This is a genomic window from Mesorhizobium sp. M0058 (assembly GCF_040323095.1).
Lineage (GTDB): Bacteria > Pseudomonadota > Alphaproteobacteria > Rhizobiales > Rhizobiaceae > Mesorhizobium.
In genome coordinates, this window is the sequence record NZ_JAMYUQ010000028.1 from 19,138 (window position 1) to 41,999 (window position 22,862).

Annotated in this window: 19 protein-coding genes and 1 pseudogene; 8 read left to right on the plus strand and 12 right to left on the minus strand. The window is 59.2% G+C overall.

What is annotated here, in order from left to right; genetic code table 11:
• The first annotated feature begins 562 nt into the window (after positions 1-562).
• Both NKJ75_RS30700 and NKJ75_RS30705 read left to right on the plus strand, forming a co-directional pair.
• Positions 563-1,804 (plus strand): putative hexosyltransferase, encoded by a 1,242-nt coding sequence (locus NKJ75_RS30700; protein ID WP_352500584.1) that lies wholly within the window; start codon positions 563-565, stop codon positions 1,802-1,804.
• Complete coding sequence (locus tag NKJ75_RS30705) at positions 1,791-2,414, plus strand: hypothetical protein (RefSeq protein ID WP_352500585.1); 624 nt, start codon at positions 1,791-1,793, stop codon at positions 2,412-2,414. Before NKJ75_RS30700 ends, NKJ75_RS30705 begins: the two co-directional genes overlap by 14 nt.
• A gap of 563 nt (positions 2,415-2,977) precedes the next feature.
• On the opposite strand, the gene NKJ75_RS30710 is transcribed toward NKJ75_RS30705, so the two are convergent.
• The 6 genes from NKJ75_RS30710 to NKJ75_RS30735 form a co-directional block, all read right to left on the minus strand.
• On the minus strand, positions 2,978-3,427 hold the full coding sequence (locus tag NKJ75_RS30710) for a GtrA family protein (RefSeq protein ID WP_352500586.1): 450 nt from the start codon (positions 3,425-3,427) through the stop codon (positions 2,978-2,980).
• Positions 3,405-4,097, minus strand: a complete 693-nt coding sequence (locus NKJ75_RS30715) for a class I SAM-dependent methyltransferase (protein WP_352500587.1) — start codon at positions 4,095-4,097, stop codon at positions 3,405-3,407. Before NKJ75_RS30715 ends, NKJ75_RS30710 begins: the two co-directional genes overlap by 23 nt.
• Positions 4,072-5,139, minus strand: coding sequence for a glycosyltransferase family 2 protein (locus NKJ75_RS30720; RefSeq protein WP_352500604.1), 1,068 nt, complete (start codon positions 5,137-5,139; stop codon positions 4,072-4,074). Before NKJ75_RS30720 ends, NKJ75_RS30715 begins: the two co-directional genes overlap by 26 nt.
• Positions 5,140-5,317: 178 nt before the next feature.
• The gene (locus tag NKJ75_RS30725; protein WP_023806853.1) at positions 5,318-5,542 is read right to left on the minus strand and encodes a DUF768 domain-containing protein; all 225 of its coding nucleotides are present in this window, start codon (positions 5,540-5,542) and stop codon (positions 5,318-5,320) included.
• Positions 5,543-5,803: 261 nt separating this feature from the next.
• Positions 5,804-7,504, minus strand: a complete 1,701-nt coding sequence (locus tag NKJ75_RS30730; protein WP_352500588.1) for a DUF6600 domain-containing protein — start codon at positions 7,502-7,504, stop codon at positions 5,804-5,806.
• 523 nt (positions 7,505-8,027) lie between these two features.
• A complete protein-coding gene (locus NKJ75_RS30735) occupies positions 8,028-9,623 on the minus strand; it encodes a hypothetical protein (protein ID WP_352500589.1) in 1,596 nt (531 codons plus the stop codon).
• A 225-nt stretch (positions 9,624-9,848) separates the two neighbouring features.
• On the opposite strand from NKJ75_RS30735, the gene NKJ75_RS30740 reads away from it, so the two are divergent.
• The 3 genes from NKJ75_RS30740 (at position 9,849) to NKJ75_RS30750 (ending at position 14,154) form a co-directional block, all read left to right on the plus strand.
• Complete coding sequence (locus NKJ75_RS30740; protein WP_352500590.1) at positions 9,849-10,025, plus strand: hypothetical protein; 177 nt, start codon at positions 9,849-9,851, stop codon at positions 10,023-10,025.
• On the plus strand, positions 10,022-12,472 hold the full coding sequence (locus NKJ75_RS30745) for an AAA family ATPase (protein ID WP_352500591.1): 2,451 nt from the start codon (positions 10,022-10,024) through the stop codon (positions 12,470-12,472). The genes NKJ75_RS30740 and NKJ75_RS30745 overlap by 4 nt, the downstream gene beginning before the upstream one ends.
• A gap of 602 nt (positions 12,473-13,074) precedes the next feature.
• Entirely contained in the window at positions 13,075-14,154 is a 1,080-nt protein-coding gene (locus NKJ75_RS30750) for an AlbA family DNA-binding domain-containing protein (protein WP_352500605.1), read from the plus strand.
• Between the two features lie 79 nt (positions 14,155-14,233).
• Here the strand turns inward: NKJ75_RS30750 and NKJ75_RS30755 are convergent, their stop codons facing one another.
• The 6 genes and pseudogenes from NKJ75_RS30755 to NKJ75_RS30780 all read right to left on the minus strand — a co-directional run bounded on the left by NKJ75_RS30755 (position 14,234) and on the right by NKJ75_RS30780 (position 20,286).
• Positions 14,234-15,412: a hypothetical protein gene (locus tag NKJ75_RS30755; RefSeq protein ID WP_352500592.1), complete on the minus strand. Its 1,179-nt coding sequence runs from the start codon at positions 15,410-15,412 to the stop codon at positions 14,234-14,236.
• Between the two features lie 393 nt (positions 15,413-15,805).
• Positions 15,806-16,804: a tetratricopeptide repeat protein gene (locus tag NKJ75_RS30760; RefSeq protein WP_502903945.1), complete on the minus strand. Its 999-nt coding sequence runs from the start codon at positions 16,802-16,804 to the stop codon at positions 15,806-15,808.
• Positions 16,805-17,349: 545 nt separating this feature from the next.
• Positions 17,350-17,757: pseudogene (locus tag NKJ75_RS32915) on the minus strand (DUF4365 domain-containing protein); the annotation flags it as partial.
• Positions 17,758-17,965: 208 nt separating this feature from the next.
• On the minus strand, positions 17,966-19,000 hold the full coding sequence (locus NKJ75_RS30770; RefSeq protein ID WP_352500595.1) for a methyltransferase domain-containing protein: 1,035 nt from the start codon (positions 18,998-19,000) through the stop codon (positions 17,966-17,968).
• 82 nt (positions 19,001-19,082) lie between these two features.
• Positions 19,083-19,964: an ImmA/IrrE family metallo-endopeptidase gene (locus NKJ75_RS30775; RefSeq protein ID WP_352500596.1), complete on the minus strand. Its 882-nt coding sequence runs from the start codon at positions 19,962-19,964 to the stop codon at positions 19,083-19,085.
• A 7-nt stretch (positions 19,965-19,971) separates the two neighbouring features.
• Positions 19,972-20,286, minus strand: a complete 315-nt coding sequence (locus NKJ75_RS30780) for a helix-turn-helix domain-containing protein (RefSeq protein ID WP_352500597.1) — start codon at positions 20,284-20,286, stop codon at positions 19,972-19,974.
• Between the two features lie 129 nt (positions 20,287-20,415).
• On the opposite strand from NKJ75_RS30780, the gene NKJ75_RS30785 reads away from it, so the two are divergent.
• Genes NKJ75_RS30785 through NKJ75_RS30795 form a run of 3 tightly spaced genes read left to right on the plus strand, consistent with a single transcriptional unit; the run spans position 20,416 to position 22,860 of the window.
• Entirely contained in the window at positions 20,416-20,640 is a 225-nt protein-coding gene (locus tag NKJ75_RS30785) for a DUF2188 domain-containing protein (RefSeq protein WP_352500606.1), read from the plus strand.
• Between the two features lie 4 nt (positions 20,641-20,644).
• Entirely contained in the window at positions 20,645-21,661 is a 1,017-nt protein-coding gene (locus NKJ75_RS30790; protein WP_352500598.1) for a CBASS cGAMP-activated phospholipase, read from the plus strand.
• Positions 21,658-22,860: a nucleotidyltransferase domain-containing protein gene (locus NKJ75_RS30795; protein ID WP_352500599.1), complete on the plus strand. Its 1,203-nt coding sequence runs from the start codon at positions 21,658-21,660 to the stop codon at positions 22,858-22,860. Before NKJ75_RS30790 ends, NKJ75_RS30795 begins: the two co-directional genes overlap by 4 nt.
• Positions 22,861-22,862 lie beyond the last annotated feature (2 nt).

Consider the following 22,862-nt stretch of genomic DNA (forward strand, 5'->3'; position numbering starts at 1 on the left):
AAACAACGGTGTGCCTGAGTGTCAATGGCGCGATTTGACCTAGGCCCTGGTAGCGGCTATGGTCTGCTCAAGGCCGACGTTGGGCGCGAACCCGCGTCCGCCACGTGAGCGGCAGCTTTCCGCCTAACGTCGGCCCTAGAAGTCGGCCGTGGCCGGCCAGCACAAAACCAGGTCTCGCGGCCGCGACCGCGTCGGATGGGCCTTCATATTCAGCGCCGCCGCCTACAATCTCGTGCGACTGCCAAGAAGCGGATCTGACACTCAAAGGCTTGGCGGATGGCGAGATCGCCTTCAAGGCGCCCGTTACCGGAGGGGTGCCCAGCGCGGCCCGGCCGCCCACTGAGCCATGCATGTCGATGAAGAAGGCCGCCCGTTGCAAGGAAACGGTGCCGTCGAAGCGCGAATATCGCTCCCTTCCTCGGCTGGTGTGATCGATCGACCTGACCCAACGACCTCCTGCAGAAGGAACCGAAGCGGCGCGGCATCGTTGATCCTTAAGTTCAGTCGCAGACGGGGCTTCAAGTCTGGTTGATGATCTTGATGCTTTCGAGGGACCGGTTTTATGGCTGGCATCAGCGCCATCGAGCAGGCGAACCCAGGCTCGCCATCGCAGAGTGTGGCCGCCTCACCTGTGGAGACAGAACTGGCGCTTGGAGACTTGGCCCACGCAAACACTGGCGGTCGCCTTTGGGTCATCGCCGCTTCGGTTCCGCTCCTGTTCATGATCAGCGGGCTTGTCATTCGGTATGCTGCATTCCATTCAGTCTCGGCAGTACCAGGCTTCGAAGCTTATGCGCGTGGGCTCTGCAGGTGGGACTGCGCGTGGTATGTGGACATTTCCGAACACGGCTACGAGCGTTTTCCTATTCCAGGCCAAAGCAACGTCGGACGCTGGGGCTTCTTTCCATTGTATCCCATGCTCGTGACGACCCTTCGGTTTGCTTTCCCTTTTTCCACGATTCTGATCGCGACGATCACCTCGATGGCATGCAGCTACGCCGCCTGCCTTGTGGCATGGCCACTTCTGGAGAAGAACGTGCGCGCTTACATACTGTATTGCGCTTTTCTGCTTAGCGGCCCGTTCTCCTTCCACTTCACCACGTTCCTTACCGAACCGCTTTTCGTGCTCCTGACGTCGTGCGTCTTTTTGGCACTCAAGCGCTCCAACTACCTGGCGGCTGGCGTTACATGCGCTTTGTTGTCGGCAACGAGGCTGGTCGGGGTCCTTGCTGTGTTTGCAATGGTCATCCAAATGTTCGAGCAGCACCGCCAGCAGGGCGGGTCGGCGGTATCTTTCCCGCGATGGGTGCTTGGTCGTCCGGATATGCTCGTAGCTATCTTCATCTCGCCCGCCGGCTTGTTTGCTTACATGCTCTTTTTGTATCTCACTGTCGGGGATGGGTTTGCGTTCTTGCACGTCCAGCGCGCGTTTGGGCGGGTTGCTGGCGATCCGCTCCTTTTTCTATGGGACGGTCTCGCTGCTGTTCCGACAAAAGGCTGGCTGCCCACGGCGCCGCAATGGAGCGCGCTCGCAGCGATTATAGGGCTGACCCTATCGGTCGTTCTGGCGGCCCGCAGGCGATATGGCGCTGCGCTCTTCTGTGCGAGCAGCATCATCCTGCCGTTGATCACCAACCTGGCTTCCATGGTTAGATACGTCATTGGGCTTGCGCCGCTGCTGATGTTGATTGCCGAGCTGCTGTCGGTATCGAAGCTGACCTATCTGGTGATTTTGGCTCTTTTCCTGAGCGCATCTTATTTCATGACTTTGGCGTGGATTGGAGGCTATCTTGCCCTGGTCTGACAGCCTGTCACTCTATGGCCGTGCTGGCTCGACTCGCGGCTACGCGCTGGCGTTGGTTCTGGCCGTGTCCGAGATCATCATCCTCGCACTCGCTCTCAATCCAGATGTCAACGCCGATTATCGGGCCTATTACATCGATCGCACGACAACGTGCCTCAATCGCGATGCGGTTGGCAGCTACACTCCTGGCCAGACGGTATCGTTTCGATCCGACGGCGCCAAACAAGCAGCCGGCATGATGGTCTGCGGTTGGTCGGGCCCGGTAGCCGACGGAACCCATTCGCTGGGCGAGACCTCTCGGTTGAGACTGGAAATACCTCAGCTTCGCGACGAGCTTACGGCAACGCTACAAATGTCCGCCGTCATTCGTCCACCACAGACCACCCAAAGGGTAATCATCTCGGTGAACGGAGTTCGCGTACACGAGGTAACACTGTCGAGCAAAGACCCGACGACGATCTCGTTCGCGATCCCGCACGCAGCGTTTGCTAGCGCAAAGGTACTCGAAGTGACTTTCGATTATCGCGACGGGATTCCGCCAAGCCCAGCCGCCAGCAAGATCTACAAACGCGCTATTAAATTGGTATCGTTTCGGCTCGACGCCGGCTAGAGAGCACTTCACCGTTTTGTGCAAACGGTGAAGTGCTCTAAGTCTTTATTTAACGCAATTCCGGAAGGAACACCGTTTCACGACTTTCTGGAGTTGCCCTATTTCAGCAGCACAACAGTTCCGTGATCATCCATGTGCCTGCACCTCCCGGATGGAGGAGAGCCGTCGCGTGCCTCCTCGCCGCTGGCCGGCAGCCAATCGCGATAGGGTAGAGCGCGGCGGGCTCGAGATCATTGGTCGCCTGGATTGCGGCACTGCGCAGCGTCCGCCGGGGTCACGTTTTCTTTTGCGCGTCGTTCGCCTCGAACGGCTGATCGGTACGGGACGCAGGGCTCCCTTCGGAACGGAAGATTAATGAAATTAGGGCTTGTCTGCGGCGACAAACCATTCGGTGATCACCACCCTGCGTAGAGGGCACATCACTGATCGTCACGTCGTCCTGGTCAAAATTATCTGCATGAGATCGTTTCTTGCGTTGGCCGTGATTCAGCAAGCGGCTTTGGAGCAGTTCACGTTACCGTGAAACGGTGTTTTTAGAACGAATCGTTCTGGCGGATTGCGTATCAGCCATCGCCGGTCTGATCGGGAATGTGTTCCGCAAAGACCCATCGGTCGAGCACGACGAAATTGATCCCGGGTACAAGCAAGCAGGTAATCATGATGGGAAAGATGAGGGGCAGGCCCAGCTTCGCCGTCAAAAGCGCCGGCGCGCCATAGGCGATCGCCAAGCCGATCGCCGCCAGCAAGAGAAAACGCGGAGCCTCTGATCTGTGCGACCCGCCCGACATGAAGGTTACTGACCTGTGCGCGAGATAGGAAAACAACGCCGCGGCTGCGTAAGCTGCAAGGGACGCTCGGACGGGGCTGAAGCCGAACCGTTCCGATTTGACAAAGGCGGTTGCCAAGGCGGCATACAGGATTGTGGCGGCGATGCCGACCAGGCCGAAGCGGGCCAGAAGCTTTAGGGTGCCGCCGCCGGCAGATCGATGCTCAGACACGCCCACTACACGCATACTGGGCTCCAAGCGGCAGCAGCGCCAGGGCACGCTCAACCTGTCTGGCGAACCCGCCGGTCGACGGGAGCAGCAGGAAGTGCTCGGATCGAACCTCCCTAAAGCCTGCTTGTCGAAAGAGGGCCACTGCTCTGACCGCGTTGAGCAGGACCGCGTCTTGGTCGAACGGACACCGGAGCACCGCCAGACGCGTCAGCGGATTATAGGGATTGTGCTCGATGATGCAGGCGACGCCGCCTTGCCGCACGACCCGTCGCATCTCGCGAAAAAAATCGAGCCAGGATGCGGGCGAAACATGATGAACAACACAACTGGCAAAGGCCAAGTCGAACACGCAGTCGTCATAAGGCAGGCCCGTCGTGGTGCATGTCCTATAGACGACGCCCGCATTGTCCTCGCTGGCGCGCTGGATCGACCCTTGCGAGACGTCGCAGCCATCCAGGCGATCGAAAGCGCCGTCTAGATAAGGATGGAGCGAACCGACACCGCAACCCACATCAAGCGCCCGCACCATGGCTCCCCGGCGACGAAGTCCTCGCTCGGAGACTAGGCGCCGCAGCAGGTCGGCCTTTGCAGCCAAAAAGAAATCGTGCTTGAGTCCGGAAAAGCTGATCGACCCATCGATCGTCTCTGCATAACTGGATCTATAGCTGTCGAAGAGTTCGGCCACCGGGAGCGACTCCGTTGTTGGGCTTGCGAAATGATCTCCGGCGCCCACCAGCGATGGCAGGCACCGGCTCGTCGAAGCCGGTAAGCCGATTGATCACGTAAAGAGGGCGGCGTTTCACCTCGGCGTGGATACTACCGACATAGAGGCCGACCACGCCGGTCATGAAAAGATTGATGCCACACAGAAACGATACGATCACCACGGTGGACGTCCAGCCGGCAATGACGCCGGTCTCAAAAATCCAGGCGAACACGGCGTAAGCGCCAAAGGTCAGGGCAAGTGCGGAAATCGCCGATCCGCCCCAAAGCGCAAAGTGGAGCGGCTTTTCCGAGAAGCTGACAACCGCGTGAACGGCAAGGTGCATCATCTTCCAGAAAGGGTATTTGGTCTGGCCGATGGTCCTCGGAGGGCGTTCGAATGGCACCGCCGCTTGCTTGAATCCCATCCAGCCGAACATGCCTCTGACGAAGCGATCATGTTCAGGCATGTGTCTGAAGACGTCCAGCGCATGGCGGCCGACCAGGCGGAAGTCCCCGACGTTGCGCGGGATGTTGACCGCCGTCATCTTCTCCAGGAGACGGTAGAAAAGATCGGCGCTAAGCCGCTTGAACCACGATTCGCCTTCGCGCTTAACACGGCGGGCGTACACGATCTCGAAACCTTCCTTCCACTTTGCCACGAGATCAAGAACGACCTCCGGTGGATCTTGCAGGTCGGCATCCATGACGATGACGGCATCCCCCGCAGCAGCATCCATGCCTGCCGTGATCGCAATCTGGTGTCCGAAATTACGGGAAAGCTCGATAAGCCGGAAGCGAGGTTCGGCGGTGACCACCCGCCGAAGGTATTTGACGCTGCCGTCATGACTACCGTCATCGACGAAAATCGCCTCGGTCTCTCCGTCCAGCCGACTGATCAGTGATCTGATCCGTTCGATCAGTCGCGGCAGCACTTGTTCTTCATTATATATCGGCAGGACCAGCGAGTAGCGCGGCGACGCGTTCACTCCCGTCCCGACGCTTTGGATCACAGAGGCTCGCATGCGGATGAAAATGAAAAGCCCGCACCAAAGTTCCATAAGGCGCAGCTAATTTAGAAATTTCAGACACTGGCGAATCGGTTGGAAAGACAGGCGCGTTGCCGGCGCCTGCCCAAAACTCAATAGTCCATATCTGCAGCCCTGTCGCGACCGCGAACCGCCTTCGGCACCCACAACATCTTTAATCCGCGAGACCGCCGTCGCGATGTTCAACGGCGTGGATGATCGCTTCATAAACGCTACCGATCTCTTCATCGATCTCCTGAATTGGGATGCCTTCGACGGCGGCGGCCCGCAGGGCCTGGTCTGCCATATCGGTCACAAGCCGGCCCGGGTCGTCGGTTGGTCCTTCCGGCATATGTTCGGAAATCCATTTGTATATAAAGTCGGCACCGCGGCTGCTCATGGTGGTTTCTGGATAACGACCTCTGTACCCATCCTAGGTTTGTCTCGGCAGATGTCAGGCCTTTCGAAATAGTCTCGGGCGAGGTGATGTCTCACCCTCTTCAGGTTGCATGTCCACCCTGTGTTCGTTGACGGGGTTCTGCGCTTCCAGCCGGTCTAGAGCAGAGCAGGCGGCAGCGAAGGAAAGTGGCGAGGGTTCGCAGCTTGCCGCGCATTCCCGTTCAGCGGCACCGCGATGGAATAATTGCGGTGCCGCGCACAGCTAGCAGTTCGCGTCACTCTGCGGATCGCACGCCTTGTTTTTTTGCTTCTGTGGCTTGGGCTTGGCCGCCTGCTCGGGCTCGGCTTGCTGCTGCTCGGCGGCGGGCTGCTCCTTGGCCTTCGGCTTCTGAGGCTTGGCCGCTTGCTCGGGCTCGGCTTGCTGCTGCTTGGCCGCGGGCTGCTCCTTGGCCTTCGGCTTCTGAGGCTTGGCCGCTTGCTCCGGCTCGGCCTGCTGCTGCTCGGCGGCGGGCTGCTCCTTGGCCTTCGGCTTCTGAGGCTTGGCCGCCTGTTCCGGCTCGGCCTGATGCTGCTCGGCCGCGGGCTGCTCCTTGGCCTTAGGCTTCTGAGGCTTGGCCGCCTGTTCCGGCTCGGCCTGCTGCTGCTCGGCCGCGGGCTGCTCCTTGGCCTTAGGCTTCTGAGGCTTTGCCGCCTGCTCGGGCTCGGCTTGCTGCTGCTTGGCTGCGGGCTGCTCCTTGGCCTTCGGCTTCTGAGGCTTGGCCGCTTGCTCCGGCTCGGCCTGCTGCTGCTCGGCGGCGGGCTGCTCCTTGGCCTTCGGCTTCTGAGGCTTGGCCGCCTGTTCCGGCTCGGCCTGCTGCTGCTCGGCCGCGGGCTGCTCCTTGGCCTTCGGCTTCTGAGGCTTGGCCGCCTGTTCCGGCTCGGCCTGCTGCTGCTCGGCCGCGGGTTGCTCCTTGGCCTTCGGCTTCTGAGGCTTGGCCGCTTGCTCCGGCTCGGCCTGCTGCTGCTCGGCGGCGGGCTGCTCACTGACCTTCGGCTCCTCAGGCTTAGTCGTTTCTTCGGGCTTAGCCTGCTCGGTCGTTGAAGCGCCTTCGGTCGGCTTGGATTTCCGGCCAGCCTGAACCTGCTTCACCTCGTCGATGTCTTTGAGCTTGGCGGGTTTGGCCTTGGTGTCGGCTTTCACCTCCCCCTCAAAGACAGCGACCGTATTGTTTTCCAGTTTGCCGGACTGCTCTAGCGCGTCGGTCTTGCTGACCTTGACGGTAGTCACCTTCTGGCTCGTCTCTTTTTCGATCACATCGACATCAATGATTTTGTTGATAACCACGTTGTTCTGGAACGTCACTTCGCCGGCCGGCTCGGCCGCCTCCACGATGCGCACAAACTCCGGCTCATCACGGACAACGACGGTAGAAATGTCGGCAGCAAGGAATTCGCGGGTGGGGACCACAACCCAGTAATAATCAGGCGTCGTGTCGAAAGTCACCTCAATTGAAATCAAATCCGGATCGCGGCGCGGCGGCAGCGGAGCCCAAATCATGTGCTCCCTGTCACGACGCCAACTCACCCATGCTGGCGCCCAACGGGTGCCCGGAACCCAGTACCAGCCGATGTCGTCGGCATAGCCCCACCGGCCGTAATGGTAGGTCGCCCAGCCGAATGGTTCGTCGGATACCCACAGCCAGCCATACTGCTCGGTATAGGCCCAGTGTCCAACGGTATATGGACGCCAATCGTCAGGTACATCAACTGGCACGAAAACGGACGCGCCGTGGTACGAAACCCAATCACCATGGGAAGACAATTCTTCGTAGAATATGCTGATCGAAACCTGGGTGGCAGCCCTCGCGTTGGCCACAAGCGACAACGGGGTAATCGGGTTGGGAATCTCGGCGACGGTGAGCAGAAAGGCGGCCACGCCCCCCAACATCAGTCGCACCCCATTTTGGGCAAGGACGCGTTTCATCCTGTCTTCCTCCGAAACAGATCGCCCTTCATCTTAGAAACTCGCCGGCTGTCGGATTGTTCCACGTTGCGAACGTTGCCCCGCATCACAACGGCTGGGCGTCGCACAATGATACTGGCCATCAATTGAGGCGGTTTGTCATCACCGCCGTCACAAATGCTTGCCGAAGACGCAATGCAACGGGAAGAGAAACCCAGCGTCGCGCTGTACCTCTGGTGCACTGCGCAGGGAGTTCCATCTGGCTAGGTATCCTTGTGCTAGGTCGGATGAACGAATGGCTTGTTTTGAGGAGTGCGCTCGCGAGTGGCTTAGAAGAGGCGCGTTGCAGACTGGCGGCTTTTGGGCCGTATGCGGAATGGCGGCTTTTGGCGCCGATCTATTGGAAGCAGCCATTGCAGTGCGAGTGCATGGGCCACTCGTAGCGGCCTGCCGCGGACTGACAACTTATGGTAGGAAACAAAGAAAAGACAGCCGCGCAACGGCCTTTTCGGCCATGGCTGCATCTGCCAGAAAATGCCGTCTTTTATTCCGCCAAGCGGCGTCTCAGCCGCTTGATGGCAACACGATCCTCGTCGGCGAGGAGGAACGATGGTGTCTGATACCCTTCGAGCCAAGAGCGTGACACTCGCCCTTCACCTACTTCGGCGATTAGTAGTCCGATCGCTGGATTGAACCTCCGAAGGGCGAGTCCGCTCTCCGAGTGAAGGTCGGGCAAGGACACGCTCTGCTTCGACAGGACCAACGGGATCAATGCGAGCGCATCGGCGGCAGGGTCGTGCCCAAGGCAATGTTGATCGAATGTGAGGAACAGATCTTCCGCGACATACACCCGCGGAAGCCGTGCCGAGATCAGGTGGGTCAGCGTGACATAGCCATCCTCGGCGAGGTCGGCCACGGCCTCTGCCAATTGGTCCTCCGACATGGATGAGAATGCCTTGATCAACGCCTGCTCGTCCACAAGCTCCGGCAGGCCCGTCGTGGAATTGGCACAGATCCATTTTCCGACGGCGCTGCCTTCGAGAGTGAGATCGCCAATCGCGATTGCGGGAGCGGTTGCCGGGACGATCTGGGTCTGCTCGGACGCAGGCGAGAGCGCCTGGGCGGCCAAAAAGTCGTCGAGGCGGCCGACGACCCGACGGCATGTTGCGGCGTAGGTCCGGATGTCCGTCGCCACCAGGCCTACCGTCTCGCCCAGCTTCGCCTCCTGCGCCTGCTCGGCGAACTTCGCATCCACCACCCCCAGATTGTGCCCGATGAGGTGGCGCTTCTGGATGTTGAGCGATAGCGTGGACAACTCGGCGGCATCGAGTTCCGCGAACGGATCGAACGAGAATTCCTCGAAGCGCTTTCGACCTCGCTCGATGTTCTGGAAGTCGTTGCCTACCGGTTTAACCGCCGCGGAGCCTGCGGGTCGGCTCTGGATCATGTAGGCATAGGCGACCTTCATGGTGGCCTCGAATGCCGTGAGTACGTCCTCATGAGCGTTCCCGAGAAGTCGGTACGCTAGTTCCTGTCGATCCTGTCCCGAGGCCTCTGCAAGCTCGACCTGCTGATCGACGAGTTCCACCTCTCGGGAAAAATGCAGCGCCAGGTTCGGCGCCCCGCAGTCCGGGCAGAAGAGCGCGATGGCGAAGACGCCGTAGTCGCGCCCGCAGCAATCGCAGACGAGCAAGCGCATAAGATCGCGTCGCCCGAACCTGGGGCGTGGGCGATTTCGCCTAGGCCCCGGCTTGTAGGTGAGCGACTTGCTGCCCTTGGCGACGCCGGCCAGTATGTCGGAAAACGCGTCTTGCATGTCTTGGAGCGCGGCGTGCTCGACCACCTTGAGGGCGGCTTTGCGGTCATCGGGGTGCATGAATTCCGCATCGTCGGCGCGTATCCCGCTGTAGGGACACACAGTCCCGGGCGTGCCAGGGACATATCTCATTCGCGCCTGCCTGGACGGGTCAGGAACGAATTCAGGCACAGGATCTCCCATCACGAAATGTCTGGGATGGGCGTCGGCGTTGGGGGAATAGCGATAGAAGCGCCCGTCCGGCGTCTTGGGCATGGGTAAGCTCAGTTGCATCTTGGTGCGCGTTCCACCGACTCGCATCTTCTCTAGTCGCTTCAGCTTCATTCCGGCTCCTCACGACTCGCTGTCCAAACGCCGGTAAGACTAACACTGGGCAGTGCGGATTTCGGCTTGCCGGCCGCTGACCCAAAGCGCCACGCACTGTTGCGGGCCCACGCGACCCAGAGCCAAATCCAGATGATGTGCCTGCCTTAGCTGACGTAAATACTTGGTTGGTAGCTCCCGCGCGGCAGGATACAACTTGCGCTGAGAAATAAAACTGGTTTCGAAATGGCAAGCCTTCAACAGCAGATCGCTCACAAATTTCTGGCCGCGCTCGCTCAGCGCGATGAAGTCGATGCGGATAAAGTCGCGGAACTGCAGCAGCTTCTAAGCCGTGGCAAGAAGTCGAAGGCGGACGAGTTCATCCGGGTCTTCACCGCACCGCCGGGTGGCGAAATCAAATGATCAAGGTCGAGGCCGCTCATATCGAAGAAGTTCGAGGCATCCGTCGCCTTGACGTGAATCTGGACCGATCCACCTATGCGATCTCCGGCCCGAACGGGTCCGGGAAGAGCGGGGTTATCGATGCAATAGAGTTCGGACTAACGGGCGAGATAGGGCGACTGGCGGGAAGGGGAACGAGGGGCTTGAGCATTTCCGAGCATGGACCCCACGTCGACATGGTGCGCTTCCCGGACGCAGCCTTCGTCGAGCTCAAGGTCTTCATCCCCTCGTTGAACAAGCGCGCCACCGTCACCAGGAAGGTGTCCGCTCCACACAAACCCAAGATCGTTCCCGACGAGCCCGAGATCAGGGCCGTGTTCGACGAGCTCGCCGAACACCCTGAGATCACGTTGGCCAGGCGCGACATCCTTCGCTTCATCCTCGTCGAGCCGAGCAAGCGCTCAGAGGAGATCCAGACGATCTTGAAGCTCGAGGAAATCGGGCAGACGCGGGCCGCGCTCAACAGCGCTCAGAACAAGCTTGCGAATGCTCTCAAGTCGGCAAGTGGTCAGGTCGCGTCCAGTCGGTCGATCCTGCAGCGTCACCTCGGCAGCGAGAACAATGCTATCGCGGAACTGCTCCAGTCGGTCAACCAACGCCGTACCGTGCTGGGGCTCCCTTCTATTGTCGACCTCACGCCCGAGACCAAGGTGGACGATGGCATCGCCGACCCCGACAAGGTCATGGCCTTCAACAAGTCCTCCGCATTGCGCGACCTAGACGCGCTGCAGGAGGCAAGCATCGGCGTCTCGGATCTGGTAGTTGGCGATAGCACCGCCATTCTCTCGGGTATCGAGCGCCTCGAGCGAGATCCATCTCTATTGTCGTCGCTCCAGCGGCGAGTCCTCATTGAGAAGGGCCTGTCGTTGGTTGATGGCCCTGAGTGCCCGCTCTGCGACCATCCGTGGCCCGATGAAGAACACCTCCTAGGGCATCTGCGGGCCAAGTTCACGAAGTCGGACGATGCTGGCGCGCTGCAGCACACCCTTTTGCGCCACGGCGCTGCCGTTGGGAGCCAAGTAGAGGCACTCTTGGCACTTCTGCGACAGGCCCATCGCCTTGCCAAGGGCGAGGACGACATTGCAGCCCTGGAAGCGATCAACAACTGGGGCAAGGAACTCGGCAGCCTGAAATCCGACCTAGGTAACTTTGACGGCTTGATCGGACTGAAGGCAAGTTTGACCGAAGAGTGGCATAGTGTTCCATCCAATGTCGTCGATCGTCTCGCGTCACTGCGCCGGACGATCGAGGCCAAGCCTGACCAGACCGCTGCAGTCGAGGCTCAGACCTTCCTGACGACTGCCCAATTGCGTCTGGAGGACTACCGGGCGAGCATGCGCGCTGAGGCCGCCGCCAAGCGTGCCAGCGTGGTGGCCAAGATCGCCTACGAAGAATACTGCACCGCGATGGAGGACGAGCTAAACGCGCTGTACGCCGACATCCAGGCCGACTTCAGCAGCTTCTACCGAATGCTGAACGAAGGCGATGAGGCTAATTTTACCGCCGAGCTTAAGCCAAGCGAGAGCCGCGTCGATCTGAACGTAAATTTCTACGATCGCGGGCTCTATCCGCCGGGCGCCTACCACAGTGAGGGCCACCAGGACGGCATGGGTGTGTGCATGTACCTCGCGTTGATGAAGCGGCTGTTCGGCAAGGACTTCACCGTCGCCTTGTTGGACGACGTGGTCATGTCGGTCGACTCGGATCACCGTCGCCAGTTCTGCAAATTGCTCAAGACCCACTTCCCCGACACCCAGTTCGTCATCACGACGCACGACCGGCTGTGGGCGCAGCAGATGCGATCGGATGGCTTGGTCAGCGCCAAGACTTCGCTCGTCCTGTATGGCTGGAGCGTCGACACGGGACCGCTCGCCGAGAGCAGCACGGATGTCTGGGAGGAAATCGAGGCCGCGCTCGCGAAAGGCAGGGCGGACGTTGCTGCGGCAGCGTTGAGACGTTACCTGGAGTATGTGGCATGGGTGCTGGCCGACGACCTGGGTGCACGTACCGTGTTCCACGCGGACGGAAAGTTTGAGTTGGGCGAACTGATGCCAGCCGTGCTGACGCGCAGCAAGGAGCTGTACGGCAAGGCTGCCGATGCTGCCCAGTCATGGGCGAACGAGGCCGCCAAAGCTTCTGTCGGAGAACGAAAGGCAGCTCTTGCTCAGGCGAGTCAGGCAAGCAACGTCGAGCAATGGGCGGTGAACCCTGCCGTGCATTTCAATGCGTGGGCGAACTTCGGGAAGAAGGACTTCCTCCCCGTCGTTTCGGCGTTCAAAGACCTGCTCGGAACCCTGCGATGTTCGGACTGCGGGACGTGGCTCTACGTGACGCCGAGAACCGCACCGGATGCCTTGCGTTGCGACTGTACGGCGATCAACTTCACCCTCAAAGTCAAACCGAAGTAGGTCTGATCGACCGCGTTGCAGTCTGGGCCAATGGCCACACTGATCAGCCGATGGCCAAACGCAGCGCAGACATGAACGCGGTGGGCATCTGCTAAGCCGTGTTGCTTGTCGAAAGCTGCCCATCCCCAAACCACCCCGTTTTGGCCGTTCGGCATAGCCAATTCGATCGGCAGCTTTTGGGAACTTGTCGCGGCTGCCTGAGCGGCCGGAATGAGGACGCGTAGCCGACGGGCACCGTTTGCCCGGTGGCGGACCGGCAGGTTTTGGAAGCTCCCGGCAGAAAGCTGTCGCCCGGAAGACGTTTGTAGTGCAGTTGGCACCAAAGTTCCCGCTGGAACTAATTTCTTGACCTAGTGAGTATTAAGGTGCACGTGCGGCTCAGCTCTACCACTCCAATACCTCCTAGATTTCAATCATTTGCATGCTAAAAAACTTTTGCGCCCCTCTTTCCGCGCGCTTCTGCCAGGGCTTCGCAGTGCCTGAAATCAATAGGCCATGACAACGCGGCTGTTATGCTAAGGCGATCCTAAGGGCTAAAAAGGGAAGCCGATGCTACCGGAAGCATTGCTTGAGGACTACGTTTCAAGGGAGAAGGCTCCGACCTGGACTACAAGTCCGAGCGGTACCGGTTTACCCAGGCAAGCGATGACGACAAGTCGGCGATGCTCAAGGACATACTGGCCTTTGCCAATGCCTATAGGGAGGGCCCGGCTTACATCCTTCTGGGGTTCAAGGAAAACGCGCCGCATCCTGCCGAAGTCACCGGTTTGACTCCCGGTGGAGCGATCGATGACTCCCGCGTGCAGCAGTTCGTCAATTCGAAATTGAACGCAAAGCTCGAGTTCCGCTACGAAGAAGGCTTGCTTGGTGACCGGCATATAGCTGTCATTTCAATCCCAAAGCAGCGTAGGCCGTTCTACCTGACCACAGACTACGGGAAGCTTACCAGAGACACGGTGTATGTGCGCAGGGGCAGTTCCACCGGCATCGCTTCCCCAGACGAAATTGCGAGGATGGGCACCACCAGAGGCGTGGTGAAGACCGTGCTGGACTTTCAAACTCCAGACAACGACCCGCTTCCCAACGCGTTCGAGCGCCGGTTCATTAATTTTCCTGCACGTCTCCCAAGCCTGGAACGCGACCGAAACGTGTTTTTGACCACCACTTTCCTGGTCAACGCGGACTACTACAGGGAGGGGGCCGTATACCACTCGAGTTGGAACAGGGTTTTCCAGGCCAGGTTGCTGCTGACGAACCAGTCGGAATTTTCGCTTGGTGATGCGCATCTCGAGGTCGTCGTCCGGTGCCCGGAGGGAGAGACGGCGTCCATGCGTCGAGCTGACGAGATGCCGGACGTACCAAGCAGCACGTATTTCCCATTAGCCAATGCTCACCTGGAGCACGCGGGTCAAACGGTGACGATCGACGACAGGGGGAAAATGCCGGTGGCTCACGTCGCGCTCGGCACGATACGCCCGGGCCAGACGGTGAGAGCCGAGGATGACATCGCCATCTTGCCGTCAGGACCAGGAGTGTATTCCATACAGGTCCGCATCCTTGCCAATGAAATCCCGGCCCCCCTATTGGCAGAACATCAGCTCGAGGTCACTGGCCCCCTGGTATCCGTTAGTGAGCAAGAATTCTTTCTGTCGTGGAACAGCTTTCCAGACGACGAAGATTAACGGGTTATTCGGCGCGCATGGAAGAATAATCATCCCGGCCATTGCTACCTCACCCCGCGCCAGGGGGAATTTAGGCTCGTCAGGAACGGCCTCGATCTGCAGCGCCAGAGTTCGGCGATTGTACAGGTTCTTGATTGAGATCGCGGGCTCCCTGTGCTCTCAACGCGGTATCGAAAGGATGTCCCGCCAAGGGGTGAAGAGCGTTGGGATTCCACGCGAAAGTGGCTTCGATATTGATCTGCGCGGGGACAGTGGACAAGATCAGATTGTCCCGGAGAAAGATAATGCCAGACAGGTGCGTGGTTGCGTCGCCGGCCGAAATTGAGGTCTTGAATTTCGGATTGTACTTCGATGCGAGATCGGGTGAGCCGACATAGTCGTTGAAAAAATGGTCGGCAAATCTCCTGAAGAAAAACTCTGGCTCGCGGCCGGGTAAGCTAAGTGCTTTCTCGCCCGACCAAGGGAAAACCACGAACGTGATGATGGTCGGCTCCACCCGTGAAAATTTCTTGGCATGGCCAAACAACAGTGGATGATGCGACTTGGCGTGGTTGATGGGCGAATATGTGCTCTCCCCAAAATGGACTCCGGCGTTCCACGCGAACGTATAGCTCAGCCCAGGAATGACCTTGCTGTAGAAGACTTTTGGTCGAACGGTGATGTCCACGCCAGCGGTCAATTCGGCGAGCAGTTTCTTGCGATTGATGGCGTACTCGGTGAAATCGCTGCCCATCTCATACGACGGGATGATCACTAGGCGGGCGATCCCCTTACTCGATTTGAATTCTTTGAAAATCCCCTCAAGGATGTCCCCTATCTTGTCGGACAGCAGCTTGGTGTCCATCGACACTCCGAGCTTGTTGAAAGCTAGATCGTGGTTTGCGTTCTGCATCCCCATATCCGATGCCAGCGTCTCCGCCGCGGGGATGGTGCGGTCGAGTTCGACATTTCCTAATCCGGTAGCTTGTGCCGCCAGAAAGTAGTCGAGCGCACTCAACTCGGCATAGGCGCCGTCCCATTCACTCGTCGCGATCCGGTTTACCGCAGACAGGATTTCGACACTCAGGCTGGGATTGGTCTGCACTGCCGCATGGAGTCGATGCAGCCTTGCCGCGAAATTGTCCCGAAAGTTCTGGAACTGCTGATGGGCCAGCGCGCCTATGACGTTGTTCGAGGCGGGGTCCGACGTATCGAAGTTTGCAGTGCCCGGGCCGAAGATAGATTCGATCAGTGATGCGTAGTGAGCTTTTGCGGTCAATATGTCGGATCCTATGAAATCTTGAGGGATACTCGTATGCCAGCAATCTCATGAACAGAGAACTCTACCGTCAAACGATCCACTACTTTATCGGACCGTCAGCTTTCAGGAGATCGCAGTTTCGCCACGAACGGCCGGAGTCAGGCGCATTGCTGCCGGCCAGGCAGAAGGAGTCCCCTCAGAATCTGGTGGGCGTGCTATGCTAACATTATGGCTAATTGAACGCGCGCCATGATCGCCATCAGCAGGGTCCGATAAACGCCAAGAGCGCCCTTTGCGGGTCAATCCTGAAGTCGTGTTTGGCCCGAAATTGGGCGGCTAGTGGGCCGGCATGTTTCCGATACACAAGCGATATACCCGCCACGCTGACGCACCGGTTTTCTTATGCAATCTCTAGAACAGTTCGGGGAAGTCGCCACGAAGCTGTGCCGTCAGGTCGTGGTCGGGAAACTGGCGAGCCGCCGTTAGGAAGACAATTGCGGCGTGTTCACGGTCACCACTGTTCCACAAAGTCCCAGCCATGTTGAACATCGCCAGGGAATAGTCTGGGTTAAGGACGAGTGCCAAGCGATACGCGTCAACAGCCGCTTTCGTTCGGCCGAGATGTTCATTGGCCACCGCCACCTGAAACCAGCTCATCGCGTCGGGCTGGATGCCCTGGGCCTGCGCCAATACTAAGGGCAAGGCCTCCTCATATCGTCCGAGGAAATTGAGGGCGGCGCCGAGGCAATAGCCATAGTGGCCGCCGTCGGTCTCATAGGCTATTCGGAAGCATCGTTCGGCCTCTGTCCAATTGTCCTCGTCTTGCGCCCAGTGACCGAGCCTGTCCCAGACCAAGGCCGCCTGTTCTGGCTCAACGTAGGCAACATTATCGTCGAACTCCACCCGGAAGGCGGCGTAGTCTTTGCCGATATCCGCGCCTTCCTGCCGCAGGTAGAATTGCGTTAGGAGTAGGTTGACTCGCGCAGACTCAACCTCGCGATGCGCCTGTACGTATCGCTGCCAAAAGCCAAGCGCGCCGCGCGCCGCCTCAACCGAAGTCCGGCCAAAGGCGGCGACCTGCCGAGCGCACCAAGGCCAGATCCAAGTCTCGCGATCGGCGTCAGCCAAAAGCTGATTGATTGCGCGAAACGCCGCTCTGATCTCGCCAAGGTTGAACAAAGCGTTCAACCGCCAGCCAGTGACCGTCGCGTTTTTGCCGAGTTCGCGCTCAGTAAAGACGACCGCGTCATAGTGGGTCAGCGCCTCTTCGAAGAGACCCTTTCGATGAAAGTATCGACCCAACGCGAGATTCGCAGTTGCGGATTCATTGCCAGGGCGCCTCGATAGAGTTCGGCACCTATATCCTCGTCGCCGAGCCGCTCGAAACTTGTGCCTAGATTCTTGAGGCACTGCGCGGCCAACATAGAGTCCGCCATGTAGGCAGTGTCGGCCACCGCCGCCTGATAGGACCCCTTTGCCTCAACTTCGTCGCCAAGGGCGGAATGCGCATTGCCGATCGTATAATGAAGGCTACCTGCTTGGAAGCGCCCGCTTCCGATCTGTTGTTCAAAGTGCGCGATGCCCGCTTTGATCCGCTCGGGGTAACGACTACGCCCAGCCATGCCGACGTTGATCTCTGCCATGTAGCAGAACCCCATCGCGTCACTATCCACGTCAAGGATCGCGGCGAACTGATCGAAGGCCTCGCTAATCGCCGAGTCTGCTCCGCTGTGATACAGTTGTTCCAGTTTGCCTAAGGCTAGCGCCTGATCATCAGGCACATGAATCGCGGGCTCGCCCCTCCTCAACAAGGCGGGCAGATCTCCGGCTGCGGCCGTCACTTGTGCGATGCGGCGGTCACGCGATGCACGCGCGTCGGAGCTTGCAAGACCGGCCAGCGCTTTGAGCCGGTCGAGCGTCAGCGCCTCGCTGAACCTGACTGTCAGCGTTTCTTGCTCGGTCCAGTTGATTCGCTGATGGTCATATTGACTAAGCACACCCTCCACCGAAGCCACCCGCAAGGTGTCCGTCGGAACGTGATAAGCGACGAACAGACTGTAGCCTTGGGCAATCAGATAGTTGAGATTGGTGCGCTGGACCGAGATGCTGAGCGACCCATCGGCGTTAAGCGCGCGTTCACTGCCCTTGAGTTGGACATAAAGACGGACATTGGACGGGTTGCCCCGGTTCAGAACCTCGATCTGGCAATCGGTACCATAGTCCTTGCGGTCGGCTTGCTGCAGGATGAAGTGCTCGCTTTTCGATAGCAGCGCCTTAAAGGCGGCTTCCGCCTTCTCCTCGATCGCGTGATTGCTGCCGCGCCCGGGTAGGTCGTCGAAGCTACCCATCTTTGAAACTACCATCGATGCAGGCCGTCCAGAGCCCTATTTTTGATGTCGACTTTTCCATAATTGACCCACGCATGCCTCAATCCAAGGAGGGCTATCCAAGCTGAGCACCTGTAACGCACGTTAGCCGTCGCTCGACGAAGAGCGATTTTCCAGCGCAAATTTCTGAGCAGCGGCTTCTGAGTCGGATATGCCTTTCGCTTCTCAAAATCGACGGCAAACCTCAAGTCTTGACCGAGATGACCGAAAACATGGCCGTATCCTTCCCGGGAAGACGTCCGGTGGTGCCCGGCGTTAACACCATTGGAACTCGCCTAGTTTCGGGTGGCGTCCACGGAGCGTGTGCCAAGGTGCGCACGTCGAGGGTGGTCGGGCCGGCCTGTTCGCGATGTGATCTGAGAATGTCCGACTGCAGCAGAGCGGTTGCAGGAGTCTCGCCGCGATCAACGACTTGCAGCACCCCGCCCAGCCTGAGAACCTGATCGGCCAACTCGTAGACTGAATTTTGGACAAAGAGTCGATGCATTGTGTCGCTGTTCACACCAGCGCCAACAACGATCTCGTTGAACTGGCGATACATATGAACTCCGCTCAGCCATACGGTAACCGCGTCGAATGGACCGTCTTGGTTCAGGGCGGAGCGTAGGTACGAATCTGAGCAGATGTCGGCCTCAACGAGCGCGATTGGCTTAGGCAGCGGCTCTTTGAACGGCTCAGCAGCCGAATGGAACCCGTTGTGGTTCGCGACGGTATTTACCCGTCGCATCACTTCGGCATCTCCGACCTTTGCGGCTCGGAGCGTTTCGCGCGCGGTCGTAAGACAATACGGGTTCTCGTCGATCGCCACGACACGCAGATCTGAGCCGAGTTCCTCGATCATCGAGAGAACTCCGTGGCCGCTACCGCATCCAACGTCCAGAACGCGATGAACGTTGTATGACTTTAATTGCTGAGCCATCCAGCGGTAGTCTCCACGCTTATACTGTAACTCAGAAGTGACCCGCCAGTTTGACGCGTACACTCGCTGCGATTCTGCGTACTTCCGCTCTGGCGGGACATCGTCGATGGGCCGGTGGCATTGCTTATACTTGCGACGACTCCCACACCAACAAGGCTCGTTGGGTCCAGGGCGCTTTTCTGGCTGTGGCAACGGTATATCACTCTCACATGACCCGCAGCTTTGCGGCTTCAGTCGCGAATGTCTTCTGACGCACGTTTGACTGGCGAGAAAATTGGCAGACGCCGACCCTCGCCTCACGAGCTATCCCTCCAACTTTCACCCGTCCCGCGCAAGAGCCTTCGTTTCGACGAAAATCGCGAGTTAAGGTCAGATTCGCGATTCAGCGGTTGTACGCGAAACGGGGCGTCCAGCTTTTTTCCAGCTCGGCTTCCTCGTCTTCTTCTTCAAGCGGATCTTCTAGAAGATGCTCGCCGGTCAGCACCGTCAGCGTGTAGCCATAGCTGCCAAGACCGATGATCTCTTCGTCAAGGACAACACTGCCGGACTCATCGAACCAGGTGGCGAGGTCAGTTTCGTCGACCGTACGCTCGGCGCGGAGGACGTTGTTGGGATCAGAATTGAAGCGGCGTGTCGCGCTTATCGGGAGCGGAGCACCCTTGCGCAAAAAAGCAAGCTTGCCGAGATTCTTGAAGGTATCGGATGTGAAGGCATAGGCGATCTGGTCGCCTTTGCTGACGATGATAGCCATGGGATAGGCGCCGCATTCCGCAGCGCGGATTGCGGCGGCGGTAACCGAGCAGTGGGCTTCTTCGGCGAGCCTGAGGATGCCGTCGAGACCGATCTGGTTATCCGACAAGAAGCGCCGCGTCAGCTTCGAGGGCAAAAGCAGCCCGCTTGCAAAATGATCCGCCTCAAGTTCAATCGACGCATTCTGCGTGAAGTTGGCGCGCGAGAAGTGCGTGCCGCCGGCACCCATGATTTCCTCAGGGTGACCCGGTAAAAACCAGTGCCCCAGCTCATGGCAGATGGAGAAGTTCTCGAAACCCTCGTTATCGTATTCAGTCGAGTAGATGATCGTGGCGTTACCGCCGGCAAAGATAATCGCGCCCGAGACACCTTTGACATCGGACGGCTTGGCGACCAGGGCGATGTCTCTTGCCTTGGCGATGTCGTGGGGCTTGACCGGAAACTGCGTATACCCGGATTCCTCCGCGATCTTCTCGCCACGCTGGGTAGCCATCCTGAGCTGAAAGCCGGCCATAGGCGCCCTACTTTTTGTCCTTGATCATGGTGTCGATTAGATTCTGGATAAAGTCTCGATCCCTTGTGCTGAGCTTTTGTTCGTCGCGGAAAGCGGTGGTCGCAGTCGTTGTACCGAGCAGGTAGTCAGCCGATATATGGAGCGCTTTGGCGAGTGCGCGCACATTATCGAAAGATGGTTTGCGTCGCCCGGCCTCGAAGTGGGCAATGGCACTGGGTTGCATTCCAGCTTCCCGTGCCAGTTCGGATTGGCTCATTTTCCGGTTGTCTCGAACCTCGCGGAGACGGTCGGCGAAGCTGGTGGGCATGCTTGACTGGGTCATGACGAAAGCGTATAGTATCCTTTGTTAAATCGTCAGCCCCCGAGGGGCCTTTTTTTGGCGCCTGCCTATGACAGAACGTCAACGACTGTATGACGATACGCACGAATGGTCAAGAATCAGGAGCAGATCATGACAGGTAAAAACCAGCATGTCGTTCCGCACGGCGACGATTGGGCCGTGCGCGGCGCAGGAAACGGAAAGGTGACCTCGATCCATCAGACGCAGGCCGATGCCGAGCGCGCGGCGCGCGAGATCGCGATCAACCAGCGCAGCGAGGTTGTCATCCATCGCCCGGACGGACGGATTCGGGATAAGAACTCGTACGGGAACGACCCGTCCCCGCCGGAAGGGTGAGCGCATGACGCTGGCTGGCACTCCCGCCGAAATCCCGCCGATCCGTCGGATTCTCTCGATTGACGGCGGCGGAATCATGGGGACGCAGCCGGCGTCGTTTCTTGCGGCACTGGAGGAAGACCTCGATCACCCGATCGGCGAATATTTCGACCTGATTGCCGGCACGTCGACGGGCGGCATCCTCGCCATAGGACTTGCGATGGGCATCCCTGCACGGGAGCTGCTCGACCTCTACGCCCGGCGCGGTCCGCATATTTTCGGTCAGTCCGGCGGGATGCTGGAGAACCTTGCGGGCGGTCTGTGGCGGCGACTGAAGCATGTCGTCGCGCCTAAGCACAAGGCCGAACTGCTGCGGAAGGAATTGGTCACCGTTCTCGGCGACCGGCGGATCGGCGATGCCAAGAGACGGCTGCTTGTTCCGGCGTGGGATGCCGATCATCGCGGCGTCTACATCTATAAGACTGCGCACCACCCGCGTCTCAAGACAGATTTCAAGCGGCAGGCCGTGGATGCAGCCATGGCGACGGCCGCCGCGCCTACCTATTACCGGCGCCATCGCACAGCTGATGATGTCGGTCTGCTCGATGGTGGCGTTTGGGCGAATAACCCGATCGCGCTCGCGGTGGTGGAGGCGACGACATTGCTTGGCTGGTCGGCGAGCAGCCTGCGCGTATTGAGCCTCGGCTGTGTGAACGAGGTCTACATGCTCGGCGAGGCGCCGGGTTTGAGTGGGCTCGCGTTCGACGTCACGCGGCTGTTCATGGACGGGCAGTCGCACGGCGCGCTTGGCATGGCCAAGCTGATTACCGGGCATCAGTACGAGCGAGAGGCCATTTTTCGCTGCTGCCCGGATGTGCCGAAGGGCTTCTTCAAGCTCGACGACACCCGGAAGATCACACAGCTGAAGGGGCTGGGCGCCTCATCGGCACGCAAGGAACGTTCGCGGCTTGAACCCGTGTTTTTCTTGGAGCCGGCAGAACCCTTCGAACCCCTCTACAAGCTGAAAGGTACCGCGCCATGAACCAGATGCACCTCGCGTCGTCTACAGCATATTATCCGCTGCGCAAGGCGGAGATTTATTCGCTCCTTGACGAAATTTGTCAGACGCTCGAATTGACGGCCGCCCAGTTCGAGGCGGCACGGACCAGCTATGAGGCTGTTGCCGAATGGCTGTCAGCATCGGACAATCCGCTTCTCCAGCTGATCGAAGTGTATGCGCACGGGTCGACCGGTCTTGGTACGACGGTCCGCCCGATCGCTCGCGAGGATTTCGATGTCGATCTGATCTGCAAGGTGTTGCGGTTCACCGCCGATCGCCCACCGGCCGAACTCAAGCGCATTGTCGGCGACCGGCTCAAGGAGAATGCCCGGAACGCCTCGATGCTCGAGGAGAAGAAGCGCTGCTGGCGCCTCAATTACGCTCGCGAATATCACCTGGATATCTCGCCGACCATCATCAATGCCGGGTGCATAAACGGCGGTGAACTCGTGCCGGACAAGAAGCTCCGTGAATTCAAGCCGACCAATCCGAAGGGCTACAAGGCGCTTTTCGAGCGGCGGGCAAGCCTGCGCCCGGTGCTGCGCGTGAATAAGGCGCTCGCAGCCCAGGACCGGGCAGCTGGCGTCGAGCCTTTCCCCGTCCATGGCATCGCCAAAGGTATCCTGCGCCGTATTGTCCAGCTTTTGAAGCGTCACCGCGACATCCATTTTCTTGAGGTGACCGAGGAAGTCGCGCCGATCTCGATTGTCATTACGACCCTGGCGGCGCAGGCGTACGAATATTGTGTCACGAACTTCCCGTTCGAGTCCGAACTGGATGTGCTGATCGAAACCGTCCGGATGATGCCGCACTTCATTGAGCGGCCGTTTGTGAATGGCCGCCGGCTTTATGTTGTCGCCAACGAGACCACGATCGGCGAGAACTTCGCGGAACGCTGGAATACGGAGCCGGCACGGGTGACGGCATTTTATGCCTGGCACGGGAAGGCGCTGGCCGACTTCGAGGGGCTGCGGGATCTGGAAGGCGTCGATCTCATTGCAAGGAGCCTCGGCAAAAGCCTGGGCGATTCCGTTGTCGGAAAGGTGATGGACGCAAGGACGCAGGCGGTGTCTCAGGCACGGGCTGGCAGCAAACTCTATGTGGCGCCGACGGTTGGGCTGACGCTGTCGACGCCAGCGAACGCAACGCAGGTGCGGCCGAACACGTTTTTCGGAGACTAGGC

Coding starts and splice junctions, on each gene's coding strand:
- NKJ75_RS30735 (WP_352500589.1), bottom strand. CDS start 9,623: ATGAAGCTGAAGCGACTAGAGAAGATGCGAGTCGGTGGAACGCGCACC.
- NKJ75_RS30720 (WP_352500604.1), bottom strand. CDS start 5,139: ATGCGAGCCTCTGTGATCCAAAGCGTCGGGACGGGAGTGAACGCGTCG.
- NKJ75_RS30745 (WP_352500591.1), top strand. CDS start 10,022: ATGATCAAGGTCGAGGCCGCTCATATCGAAGAAGTTCGAGGCATCCGT.
- NKJ75_RS30730 (WP_352500588.1), bottom strand. CDS start 7,504: ATGAAACGCGTCCTTGCCCAAAATGGGGTGCGACTGATGTTGGGGGGC.
- NKJ75_RS30740 (WP_352500590.1), top strand. CDS start 9,849: ATGGCAAGCCTTCAACAGCAGATCGCTCACAAATTTCTGGCCGCGCTC.
- NKJ75_RS30790 (WP_352500598.1), top strand. CDS start 20,645: ATGACGCTGGCTGGCACTCCCGCCGAAATCCCGCCGATCCGTCGGATT.
- NKJ75_RS30700 (WP_352500584.1), top strand. CDS start 563: ATGGCTGGCATCAGCGCCATCGAGCAGGCGAACCCAGGCTCGCCATCG.
- NKJ75_RS30780 (WP_352500597.1), bottom strand. CDS start 20,286: ATGACCCAGTCAAGCATGCCCACCAGCTTCGCCGACCGTCTCCGCGAG.
- NKJ75_RS30725 (WP_023806853.1), bottom strand. CDS start 5,542: ATGAGCAGCCGCGGTGCCGACTTTATATACAAATGGATTTCCGAACAT.
- NKJ75_RS30710 (WP_352500586.1), bottom strand. CDS start 3,427: ATGCGTGTAGTGGGCGTGTCTGAGCATCGATCTGCCGGCGGCGGCACC.
- NKJ75_RS30775 (WP_352500596.1), bottom strand. CDS start 19,964: ATGGCCGGCTTTCAGCTCAGGATGGCTACCCAGCGTGGCGAGAAGATC.
- NKJ75_RS30795 (WP_352500599.1), top strand. CDS start 21,658: ATGAACCAGATGCACCTCGCGTCGTCTACAGCATATTATCCGCTGCGC.
- NKJ75_RS30785 (WP_352500606.1), top strand. CDS start 20,416: ATGACAGGTAAAAACCAGCATGTCGTTCCGCACGGCGACGATTGGGCC.